General features: G+C 68.4%; 14 protein-coding genes and 1 pseudogene. 4 read left to right on the forward strand and 11 right to left on the reverse strand.

Annotated elements, in window-relative coordinates; genetic code table 11:
• The first annotated feature begins 58 nt into the window (after positions 1–58).
• Positions 59–1,552: a class I adenylate-forming enzyme family protein gene (locus tag A5711_RS14325; protein WP_067947526.1), complete on the forward strand. Its 1,494-nt coding sequence runs from the start codon at positions 59–61 to the stop codon at positions 1,550–1,552.
• Entirely contained in the window at positions 1,549–1,845 is a 297-nt protein-coding gene (locus tag A5711_RS14330) for a hypothetical protein (RefSeq protein WP_067947530.1), read from the forward strand. Before A5711_RS14325 ends, A5711_RS14330 begins: the two co-directional genes overlap by 4 nt.
• 4 nt (positions 1,846–1,849) lie before the next feature.
• Here the strand turns inward: A5711_RS14330 and A5711_RS14335 are convergent, their stop codons facing one another.
• From A5711_RS14335 to A5711_RS14345, 4 genes are all read right to left on the reverse strand, one after another.
• Positions 1,850–2,416 (reverse strand): TetR/AcrR family transcriptional regulator, encoded by a 567-nt coding sequence (locus A5711_RS14335; protein WP_067947586.1) that lies wholly within the window; start codon positions 2,414–2,416, stop codon positions 1,850–1,852.
• An 89-nt stretch (positions 2,417–2,505) separates the two neighbouring features.
• The gene (locus A5711_RS27910; RefSeq protein WP_255360740.1) at positions 2,506–2,637 is read right to left on the reverse strand and encodes a hypothetical protein; all 132 of its coding nucleotides are present in this window, start codon (positions 2,635–2,637) and stop codon (positions 2,506–2,508) included.
• A 297-nt stretch (positions 2,638–2,934) separates the two neighbouring features.
• A complete protein-coding gene (locus tag A5711_RS14340; protein WP_067947532.1) occupies positions 2,935–4,404 on the reverse strand; it encodes an aldehyde dehydrogenase in 1,470 nt (489 codons plus the stop codon).
• A 95-nt stretch (positions 4,405–4,499) separates the two neighbouring features.
• Positions 4,500–5,267 carry a class I SAM-dependent methyltransferase gene (locus tag A5711_RS14345; RefSeq protein WP_067947534.1) on the reverse strand — a complete coding sequence of 256 codons (768 nt, stop codon included), beginning with the start codon at positions 5,265–5,267 and terminating at the stop codon, positions 4,500–4,502.
• Between the two features lie 144 nt (positions 5,268–5,411).
• Between A5711_RS14345 and A5711_RS14350 the strand changes: the two genes are divergently transcribed.
• On the forward strand, positions 5,412–6,566 hold the full coding sequence (locus tag A5711_RS14350; protein WP_067947541.1) for a glycosyltransferase family 4 protein: 1,155 nt from the start codon (positions 5,412–5,414) through the stop codon (positions 6,564–6,566).
• Here A5711_RS14350 and A5711_RS14355 read toward each other — a convergent pair.
• Positions 6,550–8,250: a hypothetical protein gene (locus tag A5711_RS14355; protein ID WP_067947544.1), complete on the reverse strand. Its 1,701-nt coding sequence runs from the start codon at positions 8,248–8,250 to the stop codon at positions 6,550–6,552. The genes A5711_RS14350 and A5711_RS14355 overlap by 17 nt on opposite strands.
• Before the next feature lie 8 nt (positions 8,251–8,258).
• The gene (locus A5711_RS14360; RefSeq protein WP_197520800.1) at positions 8,259–9,536 is read right to left on the reverse strand and encodes a DUF3068 domain-containing protein; all 1,278 of its coding nucleotides are present in this window, start codon (positions 9,534–9,536) and stop codon (positions 8,259–8,261) included.
• Between the two features lie 120 nt (positions 9,537–9,656).
• On the opposite strand from A5711_RS14360, the pseudogene A5711_RS14365 reads away from it, so the two are divergent.
• Positions 9,657–10,896, forward strand: a pseudogene (locus A5711_RS14365) (acyltransferase family protein).
• On the opposite strand, the gene A5711_RS14370 reads toward A5711_RS14365, so the two are convergent.
• The 5 genes from A5711_RS14370 to A5711_RS14390 form a co-directional block, all read right to left on the reverse strand.
• Positions 10,893–11,369, reverse strand: coding sequence for a YbjN domain-containing protein (locus tag A5711_RS14370; protein ID WP_067947552.1), 477 nt, complete (start codon positions 11,367–11,369; stop codon positions 10,893–10,895). The pseudogene A5711_RS14365 and the gene A5711_RS14370 sit on opposite strands and share 4 nt — an antisense overlap.
• A 243-nt stretch (positions 11,370–11,612) precedes the next feature.
• A complete protein-coding gene (locus tag A5711_RS14375; RefSeq protein WP_067947554.1) occupies positions 11,613–12,026 on the reverse strand; it encodes a hypothetical protein in 414 nt (137 codons plus the stop codon).
• A 1,183-nt stretch (positions 12,027–13,209) separates the two neighbouring features.
• A complete protein-coding gene (locus A5711_RS26325; RefSeq protein ID WP_231972102.1) occupies positions 13,210–13,509 on the reverse strand; it encodes a hypothetical protein in 300 nt (99 codons plus the stop codon).
• Between the two features lie 283 nt (positions 13,510–13,792).
• Positions 13,793–15,274 (reverse strand): AMP-binding protein, encoded by a 1,482-nt coding sequence (locus A5711_RS14385; protein ID WP_067947558.1) that lies wholly within the window; start codon positions 15,272–15,274, stop codon positions 13,793–13,795.
• Positions 15,267–16,247: a phosphotriesterase gene (locus A5711_RS14390; protein ID WP_067947559.1), complete on the reverse strand. Its 981-nt coding sequence runs from the start codon at positions 16,245–16,247 to the stop codon at positions 15,267–15,269. Before A5711_RS14390 ends, A5711_RS14385 begins: the two co-directional genes overlap by 8 nt.
• Between the last annotated feature and the right edge of the window lie 69 nt (positions 16,248–16,316).

The raw sequence follows: 16,316 nt of genomic DNA on the forward strand, positions 1-16,316 counted from the left end.
GGCCGAGTTACACTATGGCGTAGTTTTGTAAACCGCTGAGGAACCGGAAAGACCGAGGATGAGCATTTCGCTGCTGCTCGAGATGGCCGCGTCGAGCAATCCCGAGCGGACGGCGGTGGTCTCCGGCGACACACGGCTGACGACGCAGCAGCTCAGCGATCTCGCCGACGGCGGCGCCGGGGTGATCGCAGGATCGAATGCCCGGCACGTCGCCTACGTGGGCACCGGCGGTGCGATGCTGCCGGTGCTGATCTTCGCCGCCGCGCGCGCCGGGCTGCCCTTCACCCCGATCAATTACCGGCTGTCCGCCGACGGCATCCAGGCGCTCGTCGGCCGCCTGCCCGAGCCGCTGGTGATCGTCGACAGCCGCTACCGGGACATGGTCGGCGACGCCGCGGCGCGGCTGATGACCACCGACGAATTCCTTTCGGCCGCCCGCGATAACGAGCCGGCCGCGGAGTTTGCCGACCCGGACTCGGTCGCGATCGTGCTGTTCACCTCGGGCACCACGTCGCAACCCAAGGCCGTCGAACTGTCGCACAACAACTTGACCAGCTACGTGACCGGCACCGTGGAATTCGAGTCGGCCGCCGAGAGCGACGCCGCGCTGATCTGCGTGCCGCCCTATCACATCGCCGGGGTGGGGGCCGCGCTGTCGAACCTGTACGCCGGGCGCAAGATGGTCTACCTGCCGAATTTCGATGCGCAGGAATGGGTTCGGCTGATCAACGCCGAGAACGTGACCACCGCGACCGTGGTGCCCACCATGCTGGACCGCATCGTTGCCGCGCTGGAGGCCGGCGGCCACGAGCTGCCGTCGCTGCGCAACCTGGCCTACGGCGGGTCCAAGGTGGGACTGCCACTCGTCCGCCGGGCCCTCGAACTTCTGCCGGACGTGGGTTTCGTCAACGCCTACGGCCTGACCGAGACGAGCTCGACCATCGCGGTGCTCACCCCGGACGACCACCGGGCGGCGCAGGCCGCGGAGACGCCGCAGGTCGCCAGGCGGCTGGCGTCGGTCGGGCAACCGGTGCCCGGCATCGAGATCGAGATCCGCGATGAGGACGGCAACGTGCTCGGGCCGGGTGAAACCGGCGAGCTGTTCGTCCGCGGCGAGCAGGTCTCCGGCCGCTACACCGGGATCGGCTCGGTGCTCGACGAAAACGGCTGGTTCCCAACCAAAGACATCGCCATGCTCGACGAGGACGGTTACCTGTTCATCGGCGGCCGCAGCGACGACACCATCATCCGCGGCGGTGAGAACATCGCGCCCGCCGAGCTCGAGGAGGTCTTGGTGGAGCACCCGCACGTGCGGGATGTCGCCGTGGTCGGTGTCGAGGACCCGCAGTGGGGCCAGGCGATCGTCGCGGTGGTGGTGCCCCGCCCCGGCGCGGAACCGGATCCGGAGCAATTGCGCGAGCATGTCCGGAAAAGCTTGCGCGGGTCGCGAACCCCGGACCGGGTAGTGTTTCGCGACGAGCTGCCCACGACCCCCACCGGCAAGGTACTTCGCCGGGAGATCATCGAGATGCTAGAAGGGCTGAAGGCATGATCAAGAACGGAACCCGCTTGGCCAGCCAGGTGTGTGACACGCAGGTGATCGTCGTCAGGAGCGCCGACAGCCTCGACGACTTGCGTTGTGGCGGTGCGCCTATGGTGCCGATAGGCGCCGAGCGTTCGGGCGAATTGGACCCGGCCTTTGCCGAGGGCACCGTGATGGGCAAGCGCTACGTCGACGAGACCGGTGCCGAGGTGCTGGTGACCAAGCCGGGTGCCGGGAGCCTGAGCGTCGGTGCGACCGCGCTGCAGCTCAAAGAGGTCAAGCCGCTGCCTGCCAGCGACTGAGGAGTTACTCCCCGATATTGTTGCGGAGCACGAATTCCCTTGCCTTGATCAGGAATTCGAGCTGATCGCCGACCTGACGCAACGGGTCGATGCTGCCGGTCGAGCGGGACAGCACGATGGCGCCCTCCAGCGCCGCGATCGACATCACCGCCAGCGAGGCGGCGCATGGCTCGTCGAATCCGTCGTGGGTGAACGCCCGGGTCAGCGACGCGCACCAGCGGCCAAGGATGGCACCGGCCTCGGCGGAAAGCTGGGCGTCGTCGTCGTCCGAGCCGATCGCCGCCGCCACCACCGGGCAGCCGGCGTTGAACCCATCCTCGGTCAGCAGACGCTCCCAGAACTCGACGAACTTGGCCAGCAGCACCCGGGCGCCCTGCTCGGCGGCGTCGTCGATCATCGCGGTGATGGAATCCCCGGAATACCGCAGCGCCTCGATCAGGATCTGGTTGCGGCCGTCGGGGAAGTGGTAGTAGACCGAGCCGCGCGGTGCGCCGCTGCGCGCGAGCACCGCATCGATGGTCACTCCCGCGGCCCCTCGTTCACGCATCACCTCGGCGGCACTGGCCAGCATTTTCCTGCGCGTGCCGCCGCGCTTCGTCGGGGTGAGGTCTTGCGTCGTTTCGCTCGTGGTCGCCACTCTCGTGCCTCCCGTGGCTAACGTCACGCAGCGTGTGAATGCCGCAGTACCGGCCAATGCATGCTGCGGGGGCTGAAGCGGAAATTCCGGCGCTTGAGGTCGGGCATCTCGCGGGTGAATTGATAGCCGCCAATGTTCAGCTCGATGATCCACATGATTCTCTCCCGGCCTAAGTGCAGCCCATGATTATGCTTAGAAGCATATAAGACAGCGGTCCAGTAAGCAAATCTATTCCCTATGTAAACGTCGAACCACGGGAAACGTCGTTGCGAGAGGGCCTGAACGCTGATTGACGGTCGTGTAACAAGCAGGTTTCTATGCTTTATTGCATAATTTCCGGGTCATGCCTCACCGCGGCGGGCACAGCCGTCAAAAGCGAAACGCCGAGCGCGCACCCACCGCGAGGTTCCTGCTGATCCCTGGCGGTGAGTGCGCGCTCGGCGTGCGGAGCGTTAGCTGTCGATCGTGTAGCCCATCGGCATGAGCACGCTCTTCTGCTGGGTGAAGTGCTCGACACCTTCGGGGCCGTTCTCGCGGCCGATGCCGGAGTTTTTGTAACCCCCGAACGGGCAACAGGGGTCGAACGCATACCAGTTGATCGCGTAAGTGCCGGTGCGGATCTTCTCCGAGACCGCGATGCCGCGTTCCACGTCGGTGGTCCACACGCTGCCGGCCAGGCCGTACACCGAGTCGTTGGCGATCTTGATCGCGTCCTCCTCGGTGTCGTAGGGAATGATGCTCAACACGGGCCCGAAGATCTCCTCCTGGGCGATCGTCATCTTGTTGTCGACGTCGGCGAAGACCGTGGGCTGCACGAAGAAGCCGCCGTCCAGGCCCTCGGGGCGGCCGCCGCCGCACACCAGCCGCGCGCCCTCTTCGATGCCCTTGGCGATGTAGCCCTCGACCCGCGCGCGCTGCTTCTCGGAGATCAGCGAACCGATCTGGGCGGCCGGGTCCGACGGCAGGCCCACGGGCAGCGCCTGCACGAAAGCGCTTACCGCGTCGACGATTTCGTCGTAGCGGGAGCGCGGGGCCAGGATCCGGGTCTGGGCGACGCAGGCCTGTCCGGTGTTCATGATCCCGGAGAACACCAGCATCGGGATCGCGGCGGCCAGGTCGACGTCGTCGAGGACGATGGCCGCCGACTTCCCGCCGAGCTCCAAGGTGCACGGCTTGAGCATGTCCGCGGCGCGGCGGCCGATCTCCTTGCCGACCGCCGAGCTGCCGGTGAAGGAGAACAGATCGACTCCCGGGTTGGAGGTCAGCGCCTGGCCGGTCTCGATCCCGCCGGGCACCACCGACAGCACACCCTCGGGCAGCCCCGCCTCGGCGAAGGCCTCAGCCAAAGCGTTTGCGCTCAGCGGGGTTTCGGCGGCCGGCTTGAGCACCACGGTGCAGCCGGCCAGCAGCGCCGGGCCCAACTTGTTGACGGCCAGGAACAGGGGCACGTTCCACGCGACGATCGCGCCCACCACGCCGATGGGCTCGCGGTAGACGATGCTCTGCCCGTAGCCGCCGGTGCGGACCTCTTTCCACTTGACCTGGTCGGCGGCGGGGCCGGCGAAGAAGTTCAGCGCCCCGATCGAGCTCATCCAGTGCATCGTTTCGACGCCCATCGGCGGCTGGCCGGTCTCGGCCGCCAGCAGCTGGGTGAACAGGTCCTTGCGCTCCTCCATCAACTTGAGCGCGTTGGCGATGACGGCCGCGCGCTCCTTCGGCGGGGTCGTGGGCCAGGGTCCGTTGTCGAAGGCCGCGCGGGCCGCGGCCACCGCGGCGTCGACGTCGGCGGCCGCCGCCAGCGGCACCTTGCCGACATACTCGCCGGTGGCCGGGCAACGCACCTCGATCACCTCGTCGGTCGACGGCTCAGTCCACTTGCCGCCGATGAAAAGCTTGTCGTATTCGGTCTTGCTGTCGGCCATCTGCGCCGCTCCTCCTCATTGCTCCGCGCTGCATCGTCGCCGGCGCGCATGGGCGCAACCCTACCCAAGCCGACGCGAAACGAGAACACGTTTCACTATTGGGGTTGCAGGACCAGCACCAGATTGCTGACCAGGAACTCCCGCAGCAGCGGCACTGCGGTCATCCACCACGCCCATCGGGGGTGGTAGCGGGGAAATGCCGCCACCGCGGCCCCGGTGCTTGCGGCCCATCGCAGGCCGTCGGCCGCCGACACCGCGAACAACGACGACCCGTAGTTGTTTTTCGCCGGATGTCCGTGTTTGCGGGCGTAGCGGGCCGCGGCCCGGGCACCCCCGAGGTAATGGGTCAGGCCCATCTCGTGCCCGCCGAACGGGCCCAGCCAGACGGTGTAGGAGAGCACGGCCAGCCCGCCCGGCTTGGTCACCCGCAGCATCTCGGTGCCGAGCTGCCACGGCCGCGGCACGTGTTCGGCGACGTTGGACGACAGGCAGATATCCACCGAGTCGTCGGCGAACGGCAGCGCCATGCCCGAGGCCCGGACGAAGTTCCCGGTGCCGTTCGCGGGCGTGGGTCCCGTGGCGTGCATCTCGCTCGGGTCGGGTTCGACGCCGACGTAGCGGATTCCGGCGTCGGCGAACGCGGCCGAGAAGTAGCCGGGACCGCCGCCGACGTCGAGCAGGGTGCGGCCGGCCGGGCTCTCGCCGGTCGCGGCCAGCCACAGGTCGCCGACCATCGCCGCGGTATCGGCCGCCAGCGCGCCGTAGAACCGGGCCGGCTCCGATTGCTCGAAGCGGAATTCCGACAGCAGCCGCAGCGCGCGCGACAGGGTCGCCCGGCGCGCGAAGACGTCAGTCACGGCCACCGGCCAACCCTACGCAGCGCGGGCGCGCCGTCGGGCAGTTCTAGTCCGTCCCCGGCGGAGGCCAGTGTGGCCCAAGTGAAGGAACGGGTCGCCCCCGCGAGCGCATCGCCGCTGGGCTAGGTCACCGGGCTAGGCTGACCGGTGATGTCTGGTCTGCGCTCCGTGCTCCTGCTGTGCTGGCGCGATACCGGACACCCGCAGGGCGGCGGAAGCGAAGCCTACTTGCAGCGCATCGGCGCGCAGCTGGCCGCGTCCGGCATCGATGTCACGCTGCGCACCGCCCGCTACCCCGGGGCTTCACGGCGCGAAGTGGTCGACGGCGTGCGCATCGACCGCGCCGGCGGCCGGTATTCCGTCTACGTCTGGGCCCTACTCGCGATGGCGGCGGCGCGGCTGGGCCTCGGACCGCTGCGGCGGGTGCGGCCCGACGTGGTCGTCGACACGCAGAACGGCCTGCCGTTCCTCGCCCGGCTGGTGTACGGCCGGCGGGTCGTCGTGCTGGTGCACCACTGCCACCGCGAGCAGTGGCCGGTGGCCGGGCCGGTGCTGGGCCGGCTCGGCTGGTTCGTCGAGTCGACGTTGTCGCCGTGGCTGAACCGGGGCAACCAGTACGTGACGGTGTCGCTGCCGTCGGCGCGCGACCTGGTGACGCTCGGGGTCGACAACGCGCGGATCGCCGTGGTGCGCAACGGCCTCGACGAGGCCCCGGCGCGCACGCTGTCCGGCCCGCGCGCCGCCACGCCGCGGGTGGTGGTCCTGTCGCGGTTGGTGCCGCACAAGCAGATCGAAGACGCTCTCGAGGCCGTCGCGCAGCTGCGGCCGCGCATGCCGGGCCTGCACCTCGACATCGTCGGCGACGGCTGGTGGCGACAGCGGCTCGTCGACCACGTCCATCGGCTCGGCATCTCCGACGCGGTGACGTTTCACGGCCACGTCGATGACGTGACCAAACACCATGTGCTGCAAGGCTCTTGGGTGCAACTGCTGCCGTCGCGCAAGGAGGGCTGGGGCCTGGCGGTCGTCGAGGCGGCCCAGCATCGGGTGCCGACTATCGGCTACCGGTCCTCGGGCGGTCTGTCGGACTCGATCGTCGACGAGGTGACCGGAATCCTGGTGGACACCCACGCCGAACTGGTGGATCGTCTCGAAGAGGTGCTCTCCGACCCCGTGCTCCGCGATCAACTCGGCGCCAAGGCGCACACCCGAAGCGGTGAATTCTCATGGCGGCAAAGCGCCGACGCCATGCGCGCGGTGTTGGATGCCGTGCGGACCGGCCACCCGGTCAGCGGCGTGGTGTAGCACCAATCCGCCGACGCCGCCACGCGCCGACGGCCGCGCCGGCGCCGCCCAGCATCAGCGCCGCCAGCCACGCCAGATGCGCGATCAGCGTCGCCACGCGGGCGGAGGCGGACACCTCCGCGGTGTGGCCGCCGATGCGGTAGAGCGCGAGGTCGTCGTCGCGGTAGACCGGCGTCAGCGCATCGAGGGTCCGCGCGGACGCGCCCATGTCCCCGGCGGTGTCGGACTCCACGACCAGCCAGCCCACCCCGGCCGGGGCCAGGGCGGACGGATCGGGCCCGGCCAGCAGCAACTGCTGCACCGCACGGGCCCGGGCGCCCTCGCCCGGGATGACCGTCCCCGAGATCACCAGGTCGCCCGTGCTCAAGACGTCGGCGCGCACCCAGCGGGGCAACGGATCCAGCACCGGCGCCCGGCCCGACCACGAGTACAGCCGCATGGTGCCGGCCGGCAACACCGCCACCGCGGCGGGCTGGCCGTTGATCGCGGCGGCCACCGCCGCCCACCCGCGCGGGTACTGCACTGGCGACACCTGGCCCCACACGCCCCAGGCCAGGTCGGGCAGCGCGAAGATCAGCGCGAGGCAGCACACCGGCGCCGTCAGGGCCGGCCACACCCACCGGCTCAGCGCCACCACCGCACCGGCGCCCGCCAACGCGTAGCCCGGCACGGCGAGCGCCACCCATTTCTGCCCGTCGCGCAGCACACCGAATCCGGGCGCGGCGTCAACCAGCGCGCCCAGCAGGTGCAGGCCCGGGCCGGTCGCCAGCCCGGCCGGAACCAGGACGGCCGCGGCCGCCAGCACGAGCAGCGGTCGCACCGCGGGGTGGCGCGCCACCGTCGGCAACCCGACCGCCACGACGCCCAGCAGCACCACGGCCGACGCCACCGCGAACACGGTGGTCCGCGAGATCGGCACCGCCTCGCCGTTCCAGATCCCGCCCAGGCTGGCCAGGCTGGCGAGGGTGCCCAGACCCGGCTCGGCGCGCGGCGCGAACGCGGCCACCCCGAGCGTGTTCGCCGCCGTGTGGGAGGGCAACGACGAGCCCAGCGCCGACGCGGTCAGCCAGGGTAGCGCCGCGACCAGCGCGGCGCCCAGCGTCACCGCGGCGCACACCCGGCGGGACCGGCCGCCGCCGGATACGGCCACGCACACCAGCCCGACGGTCGCGGCGAGCAGCAGACCGGTCGGCGTCAGCCCGGCCAGCGCGATCCAGAAGACCAATCCGAAGAACGAGCCGGAGGCCGCCCGCAGCCCCAGCATCGCCGCCGCAACCCAGGGCAGGCAGCCGTAGCCGACCAGCAGGCTCCAATGGCCCTGGAGTAGCCGCTCGGCGACATAGGGGTTCCAGATCGCCAGCGTGGTCGCGACGAGCTGGCCGGCCACACCCGCGTCGGGCAGCGCCGTGGCGACCAGTTGGGCCGCGCCCCATCCCGCGAGCCAGAGCCCAAGAATGAGTAGCGCCTTCACCACCACGCCGCCGTCCAGCACATGTGAGGCCAGCGCCACCGCGAAGTCTTGCGGTGTCGCCCGTGGCGCCGACGTCAAGCCCAGCGCGGTATCGGAGAGAAACGACCGCGGCGTGGACACCGCGTCGCGCAGCAGCAGGTAACCGGGCTTGAGCAGCGGCCCGACCACCAGCAGCGCCAAGACCAACGCGTACCCGGGTCGGGTCCAGCGCACCTGGCCGGCTATTCCCGTTCGGGTGGACCGGCGGGCTCGGGCGGCCCCGACTCGGGCGGCTCATCGGAGCCCAGAGTGGGCGCGCCCGCGCCGGGCTCGTCGCGCGAGCCGGGGCGCTGCGTGGGCAGCTTCTCGGTCTCGGCCTCGGCGCCGGGCACCGGCTCCTCGAGCCCGCTGCGGCCGAAGAAGTCCTGGTCACCCCGGTCCAGGCCGGGATCGGTCAGCGCGCTCTCGGTCCGCAGGCTGAACGAGGCGAGCAGGCCGCCACCGACCAGCGCGATCAAACCGACCGCGGTGAAGGTGATCGGCAGCACCCGCGACCACAGCGACAGCCGGTCGCGCTCGTCGCGGGCGGCGTTGACCTGCGATTCCACGGTGTCCTGGTTGGAGGTGACCTTGTAGTCGGCCAGCGTCAGCTCCGGCTTGAGCGGGTCGCGGGCGAAGTAGTGGTTGGCGTGCTCGGTCTCCTTGACGATGGTGCCCGAGACCGGGTCCACCCAGAAGGTCCGCTGCGCCGCGTAGTAGCGGGTCATGGTGATCTGCTCGTTCGGGTCGCCGCCCTGCACGCCCCACATCGCCGCCGAGGTGGTCTGCTTGGCGTCCTCGTTGCCGGCCATCAGCGACGGGTACGGCACCGGGGCCACCAGCTTGCCGTCGGCGTTGTAGCCGATGTTCTGGGTGAACTTGTAGGTGGTCAGGCCGTTGACGTCTTCTTGGCTGTCGTAGTTGACGTCGAACGGCTTCTGCGCGATCGGATCGAAGTAGGGGTACGTCTTCTTCTCGGTGTGGAACGGGAACCGGTAGGACAACCCGTCGTGCCGCAGGGGCATCGCGGTGGGCGGGTTCTCGTCGTTGACCGCGCGCGGCTTCTGGACCGAGCCGCCGGTGTGGGTGTCGTCGGAGACCGCCATCGCGGTCTTGCGGTTGAGGGTGACGGTGTCGACGATCGCCAGCAGCAGGCCGCTGTCCTTCTGCTTGTCGGTGCGCCGGACCGAGGTTCCGACCTGCAGCGTGACCACGTCGGCGTTGGCGGGCGACTCGACGCTGACCTGCTGCTGGGAGACCAGGGGGACGTTCTGGTTGACGACGACGTGATCGGTCGACAGGGACGCGGAGTCCAGCGCGGTCCCGGTGCCATCGCTGATCAGCGTGGTGTCGATGTTGAGCGGGACCTTCGTGATCCTGCTGGTGGTGTACGTCGACAACAGCAGCGCGGCGATCAGCAGGGCGGCCCCGAGACCGATGATCCCGCATGCGGCGAACCGCAACATGACTGCTCGGTTCACGTTGCTGTGCCCTCCTAGTGCTCTCTTGCGCCGTCAGCCGCGACCCGCCCCGACCTGAGCAAGCACCGAGGCAAACCCGTTCGACCCTAACAGCAGAACGTAAGGCCTCGGCTTACGAACCTGTCGCTATCGCGCACGGGTGCCTCGGGTGTACCCATTCGTTCTCCCCACCCATCAGATGCAGACTGTGGGGATGACCGATGGCCGGCAGGTGGGCGGGACGCGCAGCTTCCTGCCCGCCGTGGAGGGGATGCGCGCCTGCGCCGCCATGGGCGTGGTCGTCACGCACGTCGCTTTCCAGACCGGGCACTCCAGCGGTGTCCCCGGCCGGCTCTTCGGCCGCTTCGATCTCGCCGTCGCGGTGTTCTTCGCGCTGTCGGGTTTCCTGTTGTGGCGCGGCCACGCAGCGGCGGCACGCGGCCTGGGACCGCGTCCCCGCACCGGCCACTATCTGCGGTCTCGGGTGGTGCGCATCATGCCCGCCTACGTGGTGGCGGTCGTCGTGATCCTGTCGCTGCTGCCCGACGCGGATCATGCCAGCCCGACCGTGTGGCTGGCCAACCTGACCCTCACCCAGATCTATGTCCCGCTCACCCTGACCGGCGGGCTGACCCAGATGTGGAGCCTCTCGGTCGAGGTGAGCTTCTACCTGGCGTTGCCGCTGCTGGCGCTGCTGGCGCGGCGGCTGCCGGTCGGCGCGCGGGTGCCGACGATCGCCGCGCTGGCGGCGCTGAGCTGGGCCTGGGGTTGGGTGCCCATTCATTCCGGATCCGGCACCAACCCGCTCAATTGGCCGCCGGCCTTCTTCTCCTGGTTCGCCGCGGGCATGCTGCTGGCCGAATGGGTCCACAGCCCGGTCGGCCTGCCGCACCGCTGCGCTCGCCGGCGGGTGCCGATGGCCGCCGTCGCCGTGCTGGCCTACCTGGTGGCGGCCTCCCCGCTGGCGGGCCCGGAGGGCCTGATTCCCGGCACGGCCACCCAGTTCGCGGTGAAGACGGCCGCGGGCTCGCTGGTGGCGTTCGCGCTCGTCGCCCCACTGGTGCTGGACCGGGTCGACACCGCGCACCGGCTGCTGGGCAGCACCGGCATGGTGACGCTGGGCCGGTGGTCTTACGGCCTGTTCGTGTGGCATCTGGCCGCGCTGGCCATGGTGTTCCCGGTGCTCGGGACGTTCGCGTTCACCGGCCGCATGCCCGCGGTGTTGGCGCTGACGCTGGTCTTCGGCTGGGCGATCGCCGCCGTCAGCTACGGGCTGGTGGAGTCGCCCTGCCGGGAAGCGTTGCGGCACTGGGAGAAACGCGAAAGGCCAGCCGAAACCGCAGACACCGTGGACGCCGAGGCGGACGCGATCGCGCCCTAGCCGGTACGGTCCATCCACTCTTCCAGAGTGTCGGCGGACGGCAGGCAGACTGCGCGCTCGATCTTCTGGAACAGATCGGCACCGTACTCGACGGTGGATCGGACCAGGTTACCCAGCCCCTCGACGTGGATGCCGTCGCTCAGCAGGTAAGCGTTCTCACCGACCACGCTGACATGGCTCGGCCGGGCGGTCTCGCGCACAAACGCCTTGGGCCAATGGGTTTCGCGATTCCAGTCGTTGACCAACTCCATCAGGCGTGCCCGCTCGGTGGCGGGGTAGTGCCCGGCGGGGCTGATCGAGATCTCGAAGACATCGCGCCGCAAACCGTTGATACGCAGGTTCACGTGCAGCTTGCCACGCTCGTAGCTGGGCAGCATCATGAACTCCTCGCCGTCATCGCTGCGGAAGAAGCGCAACTCACGCGATCGCAGATAGCGTTCGATCAGCTCGGTGCTCAGCGGTTCGATCTGCATTGCCAGATGATGAGCCCGCAGGCTTGGAGAATTCTTGGCGCGTGTCAGGCCGCTTGCGAGTCGGCTTGTTGCGACCGCAGGTCTGCTGGACGAACTCGACGTTATAGGGCACCTTGTGGTCCGCCCCGGGTCATGCAGAACGCCTGCACGCCAACCGAATCCAGGACCGAGACGTCGGCCGTGTGCCCCAGCGTGTTCGCGATCTCGGCGAGGCAGACGTAGTAGCTGCCGACCCGACGGTCCTCAAAAAGCAGAATGGGCGGGCGGGGGGTATACGGCTTCGGGAGGTAGAAGGTTCAGGGGGTACTCGTTTCGCGAGAGGACGAGCATGTCTGCAGGCTTGGAGATATCCACATAGTGGTGGCCTTCGGGGATTCCAGAGTCGACCATTGAGTCCAGCAATACCGTGATTTCCTCCGCCTTGGCGGCATCGAGCCGCCAAACCACGAGACCTTCATGGAACTCAACCTCAGCTGCGCCGGGTTCGATGAAAAACTGGTGAATCGTCGCACCATGGTCCAGTTGAGCCGAACCATGCTGCGCCGCTTGGGTCACCGCGGCCCGCACTTCACTTACCCCGGCGTCGTCCATGGCCAACAACACCGCGTCATCGCCGAAGTGCAACTTCTCGGCCAGTTCGGCATAGATCAGGCTCATAAGCACCGTGCTTTCTCACCGTTAAACAAGATCGTAATGGCCAGATTGTGTTAGTGGCTGCCGGCCGGACCTTCCTCCCATTCTTCGATGTTGGTTTCACCAAGCCAGTGCGGATGGGCGTGGGGAGGCGGGACTACTTGTGGTCCGAAGGAGGGTCCGCCGCCAATCATCGGCCCCTCACCGAGCTTTGGCGCTGGTGGTTTAGGCGCAGGGGGTGCGGGTTGCGGGGCTGGGGCGGCGGGCGGGGTGCCGACCGTGCCCGAGCGCGGCGGAGCTACCCCTTCCTTATGGGTTGGGAGGTCGTTGATTCCGACGTTTCTCCACTGATCAAATTTCTGTGCGTGCGGGTTGTAATCCCAATGCGGGTAGTGACGTGAATCCTGGCCGGGGTCGTATCGCCACTCGCCACCGTCCTTGTCCCACAAGCTCTGGCCACCTTTCGACGCGACACTCGGCTTACTAGCTGGTCCTGTGGTCAGTGGTCCTTCGACAGGTGGGCGAAGGCCTTCAGGTGGCAATCCTGGGCCTGCAGGCGGTCCTTGAGGGTATGGCGGTGGCGGTGGCTCCCATGGCGGCCGGGCTGGGTCATCTTTAAAGGTGTGGTTGTCAACGCTGTAAACGTGGCTGTCTTTCGGTGGACTGCCAAGGGCTGGGTGTCGCGGGAAACTGGCGCCGATGCCAGCTAGGGCGGTGGAAATCTTGCCAGCGACCTGTTGGTCCAGTGCGACGAGCTGGGCAGCGCGCTGACGGATATCGCTGGCGAGTGTTTGCGCTTCGCCTTGGCGAACTGCTCGCTGTGCGGTCGATCCGCCGCTCAGGCGATCGGTAACCGAAAGGTCCTCGCCTACCTCGTATCCCGCACTCTGGGCAACTTGTACGGCATAGCGGAGGCGGGAGCGGGCCACGTGCAAATCCGAGGATGCGTTGCGCGCGACACGGGCCGCCGCCTGTAGCTGGTCGGCTGCCGCGCTGGTGGTTCGCATGTCGGCGTGCGTCGTGACGCGCACCGCATCGGCGGCTTCACCTCGCCAATCGACCGAGACGGCTTCCCGCCAGACCTGGTGGGACAGTGCATAGCTGCGCTCGGCAACGGTCTCCCATTGGACGGCCGCATCCGTGAGATGGTCAGTGGGCCAGGCTAACAGCGCTGACAGCCCAGGAACCCCTGCGATCGCGGCCATCGCTACACGCTGGTCACCGGTTGCATCACAGAGGCCAGACGATTAGCCGCTTGAGCCTCGTTGGCAAGGTAGCGCGTGTCTGCTTCAGCGACGTGCGCAGCGCAAGAACTTACCCGCGTGGCCAATGCCATGGAGAAGACAGTGACTTCGGCGTGGGCGGCATTGACTGCGGCCGTGCTGGGCTGCCACGAAAAGCCGAGATTGGCCGGCGACGCCGTCGCGTTTAGTGCCTCAGCAGAGGCGGCCCAGCGGGTGGCCATCGCCTGCAAACCCGCTGTATGCACCCGTAATATCTCATGCACGAGCGAAAGTTTAGGCAACCGACGTCGGTGTGGGCCAGTCACCGTGACCGCTCATGCATTGCCGCCTCATCTCGCAGCGTGCGCGGGACCTTTCAGCTCGTTAATCCGCCAAGCTGGCTACTGAGCGACTGGTTGTGCCGTGTATCCGTTTCGGCATGGCGCACTAGGGTGAGAGACGCCGAACCCCCGAATATGCAAACTGGTGACCATCTAGCGCGTAGCTCGTAAACACCGAGCGCGAAACAGCCCAATTCTCTGGCCGATGTGGGGCGCACTACAGACGTCAGCTCGCTTCCGCCGCCTGCAGGCGGGCGACGATCTCGGCGCGCACCGCGGACCGCCGGGCCTTGCCGGCGTCGTCACGCAACGGGGCGTCGACGAATTCGACGAAGTCGGGGGTCGGCGGCACCTTGTACGCCGCGAGGTGCTCGCGCAGAAATTCCTGCACCCCGGCGGCGTCCAGCGTGGAACCGTCTGCCGCGTGCACCAGCGCGTAGGGCACCTGTCCCAGATCGACGTCGGGAACGCCGACCACGAGGCAGGACAACACGTCCGGGTGTGCCGACAACGCATTTTCGATCTCGGCTGGGTACACGTTGCGGCCGCCGACGGTGAACATGTCGACGCGACGATCGGAAAGGTACAGGAACCCGTCGGCGTCGAAATGGCCCAGATCGCCGAGGGAATCCCAGCCGTCGCGGCTCTTCGCCGTGGCGCCGACGTAGCGGTAGGTGGGCGCGCTGCCCGCGCCGGGACGCATGTAGATCTCGCCGACCACGCCGGGCGGGCAGGGGTTGCCGTCGTCGTCGAGCACCTTCATCTCGCCGGCAACCACCACGCCCACCGAGCCGCGGTGGGTCAGCCACTGGTCGCCGGAGATGAAGGTGAGCGCCTGTAATTCCGTGCCGCCGTAGAGTTCCCAGACTTTCTCCGGCGCAAGCAGGTCGATCCACGCCTGCTTGACGGCGGGCGGGCACGGCGCCCCCATGTGCCAGAACCGCCGGATGGATGAGAGGTCGTAGGACCCGGGATCGGCGTGGTAGACGGGCAGCGCCCGCTGCATGATCGTCGGCACCGTGGTCAGGAAGGTCACGCGGTGTTCGGTGATCAGCCGCAGGAACCGCTCCGGGTCGAACCGGCTCATCAACACCAGGTGATGGCGCATCAACAGGGCAAGCGTCGCGGTGGTGAAACCGGTGTTGTGGGACAACGGGATCGGGACGAGGGTGGTGTCGCCCTCTTGCGCGCCGAGGGGATAGCCGATGGCGGCCGGTATCCGGCTGTCACCGCCGGATTCGATGAGCTTGGGCCGGCCGGTGCTGCCGCCGGACCCCATCGCCTTCCACACCGGCGACACCGCTTCCGGCAGCGGCGCGTCGGAGCATTCCGGGCCGGGGGTGAAACCGGCTGGGACGCTGGGAATTTGGGGATGCTCGCGGCCCACCAGCAGGGCCGGCGGCCGCAGCTCCAGCAGCCCTTGCAGCTCCGCGTCCGGCAGCCGCGCCGACAGCGGCTGGGGCACCGCGCCCAGCTTCCAGCACGCCACCGCGGCCTGGATCCACTCCACGGAGTTGGGCAGCACCATGGTCACGTAGTCGCCTACGCCGACGCCGCGGTCGGCGTAGGCGCGGGCCAACCGGTTCGTGGAGGCGTCGAGTTCGGTGCGGGTGAGCGTCAGCCCGTCACAGGTGACGGCGGGCTCGTCGGGCGCGAGTTGGGCCAGCGCGGCGATCTGGGTGCCGATCGGCGCGACCGGCTCACTCATATGCGCCCTGGCGCTCGAAGATGCGGCGGGGGTTGTCGACCAGCATGGTGTGCAGCTGCTCGTCGGTGACGCCGCGCTCCTTGAGCGCGGGGATGACTTCGTTGTGGATGTGCAGGTAATGCCAATTCGGCGCCATCTGGGGAACCAGGTCTTCGGGCAGCGCGTCGAAATAGCAGTTGGCGTCGTGCGAGAGCACCATCTTGTCGGCGTGCCCGCGCTCGCACATCTGTGCCACGATCTTCACCCGCTCCTCGAACGGCGAGATCACGTCGAGGCCGAAACGGTCCATCCCGAGATACGAGCCCGCGGCGATGAGCTCCTCGAGGTACCCGATGTCGGTGCTGTCACCGGAATGGCCGATGACCACCCGGGTCAGGTCGACGCCCTCCTCTTCGAAGATGCGCTGCTGTTCGAGCCCGCGCCGCAGCCCGGCGTGGGTGTGCGTGGAGATCGGCACCCCGGTGCGCTTGTGCGCCTGGGCGACGGCCCGCAGCACCCGCTCGACGCCGGGGGTGAGGCCCGGCTCGTCGGTGGCGCACTTGAGGATCCCGGCCTTGACGCCGGTGTCGGCGATGCCCTGCTCGATGTCGCGGACGAACATCTCCGTCATGATCTCCGGGCCGTCCAACATGCCGCCCGGGCCCTCGTAGTGGAACCGGAACGGCACGTCGTTGTAGGTGTAAAGCCCAGTCGCGACAACGATATTCAGGTCGGTGGCCGCGGCGACGCGCGCGATGCGCGGGATGTAGCGGCCGAGCCCGATCACGGTGAGGTCCACGATGGTGTCCACCCCGCGGGACTTCAGCTCGTTGAGCCGGTCGACGGCGTCGGCCACCCGGCGTTCCTCGTCGCCCCAGGCTTCGGGGTAGTTCAGGGCGATCTCCGTGGTCATGATGAACACGTGCTCGTGCATGAGCGTCACGCCGAGGTCGGAGGTATCGATGGCGCCGCGGGCGGTATTGAGTTCTGACACGGGACTGATGCTAGGTCGACTCGGTGGTCGGACAACAGTGCCGATTTATTCCGGTCCGCCCCGACGGCC

This window comes from Mycobacterium sp. E2238, from assembly GCF_001672665.1.
Lineage (GTDB): Bacteria > Actinomycetota > Actinomycetes > Mycobacteriales > Mycobacteriaceae > Mycobacterium.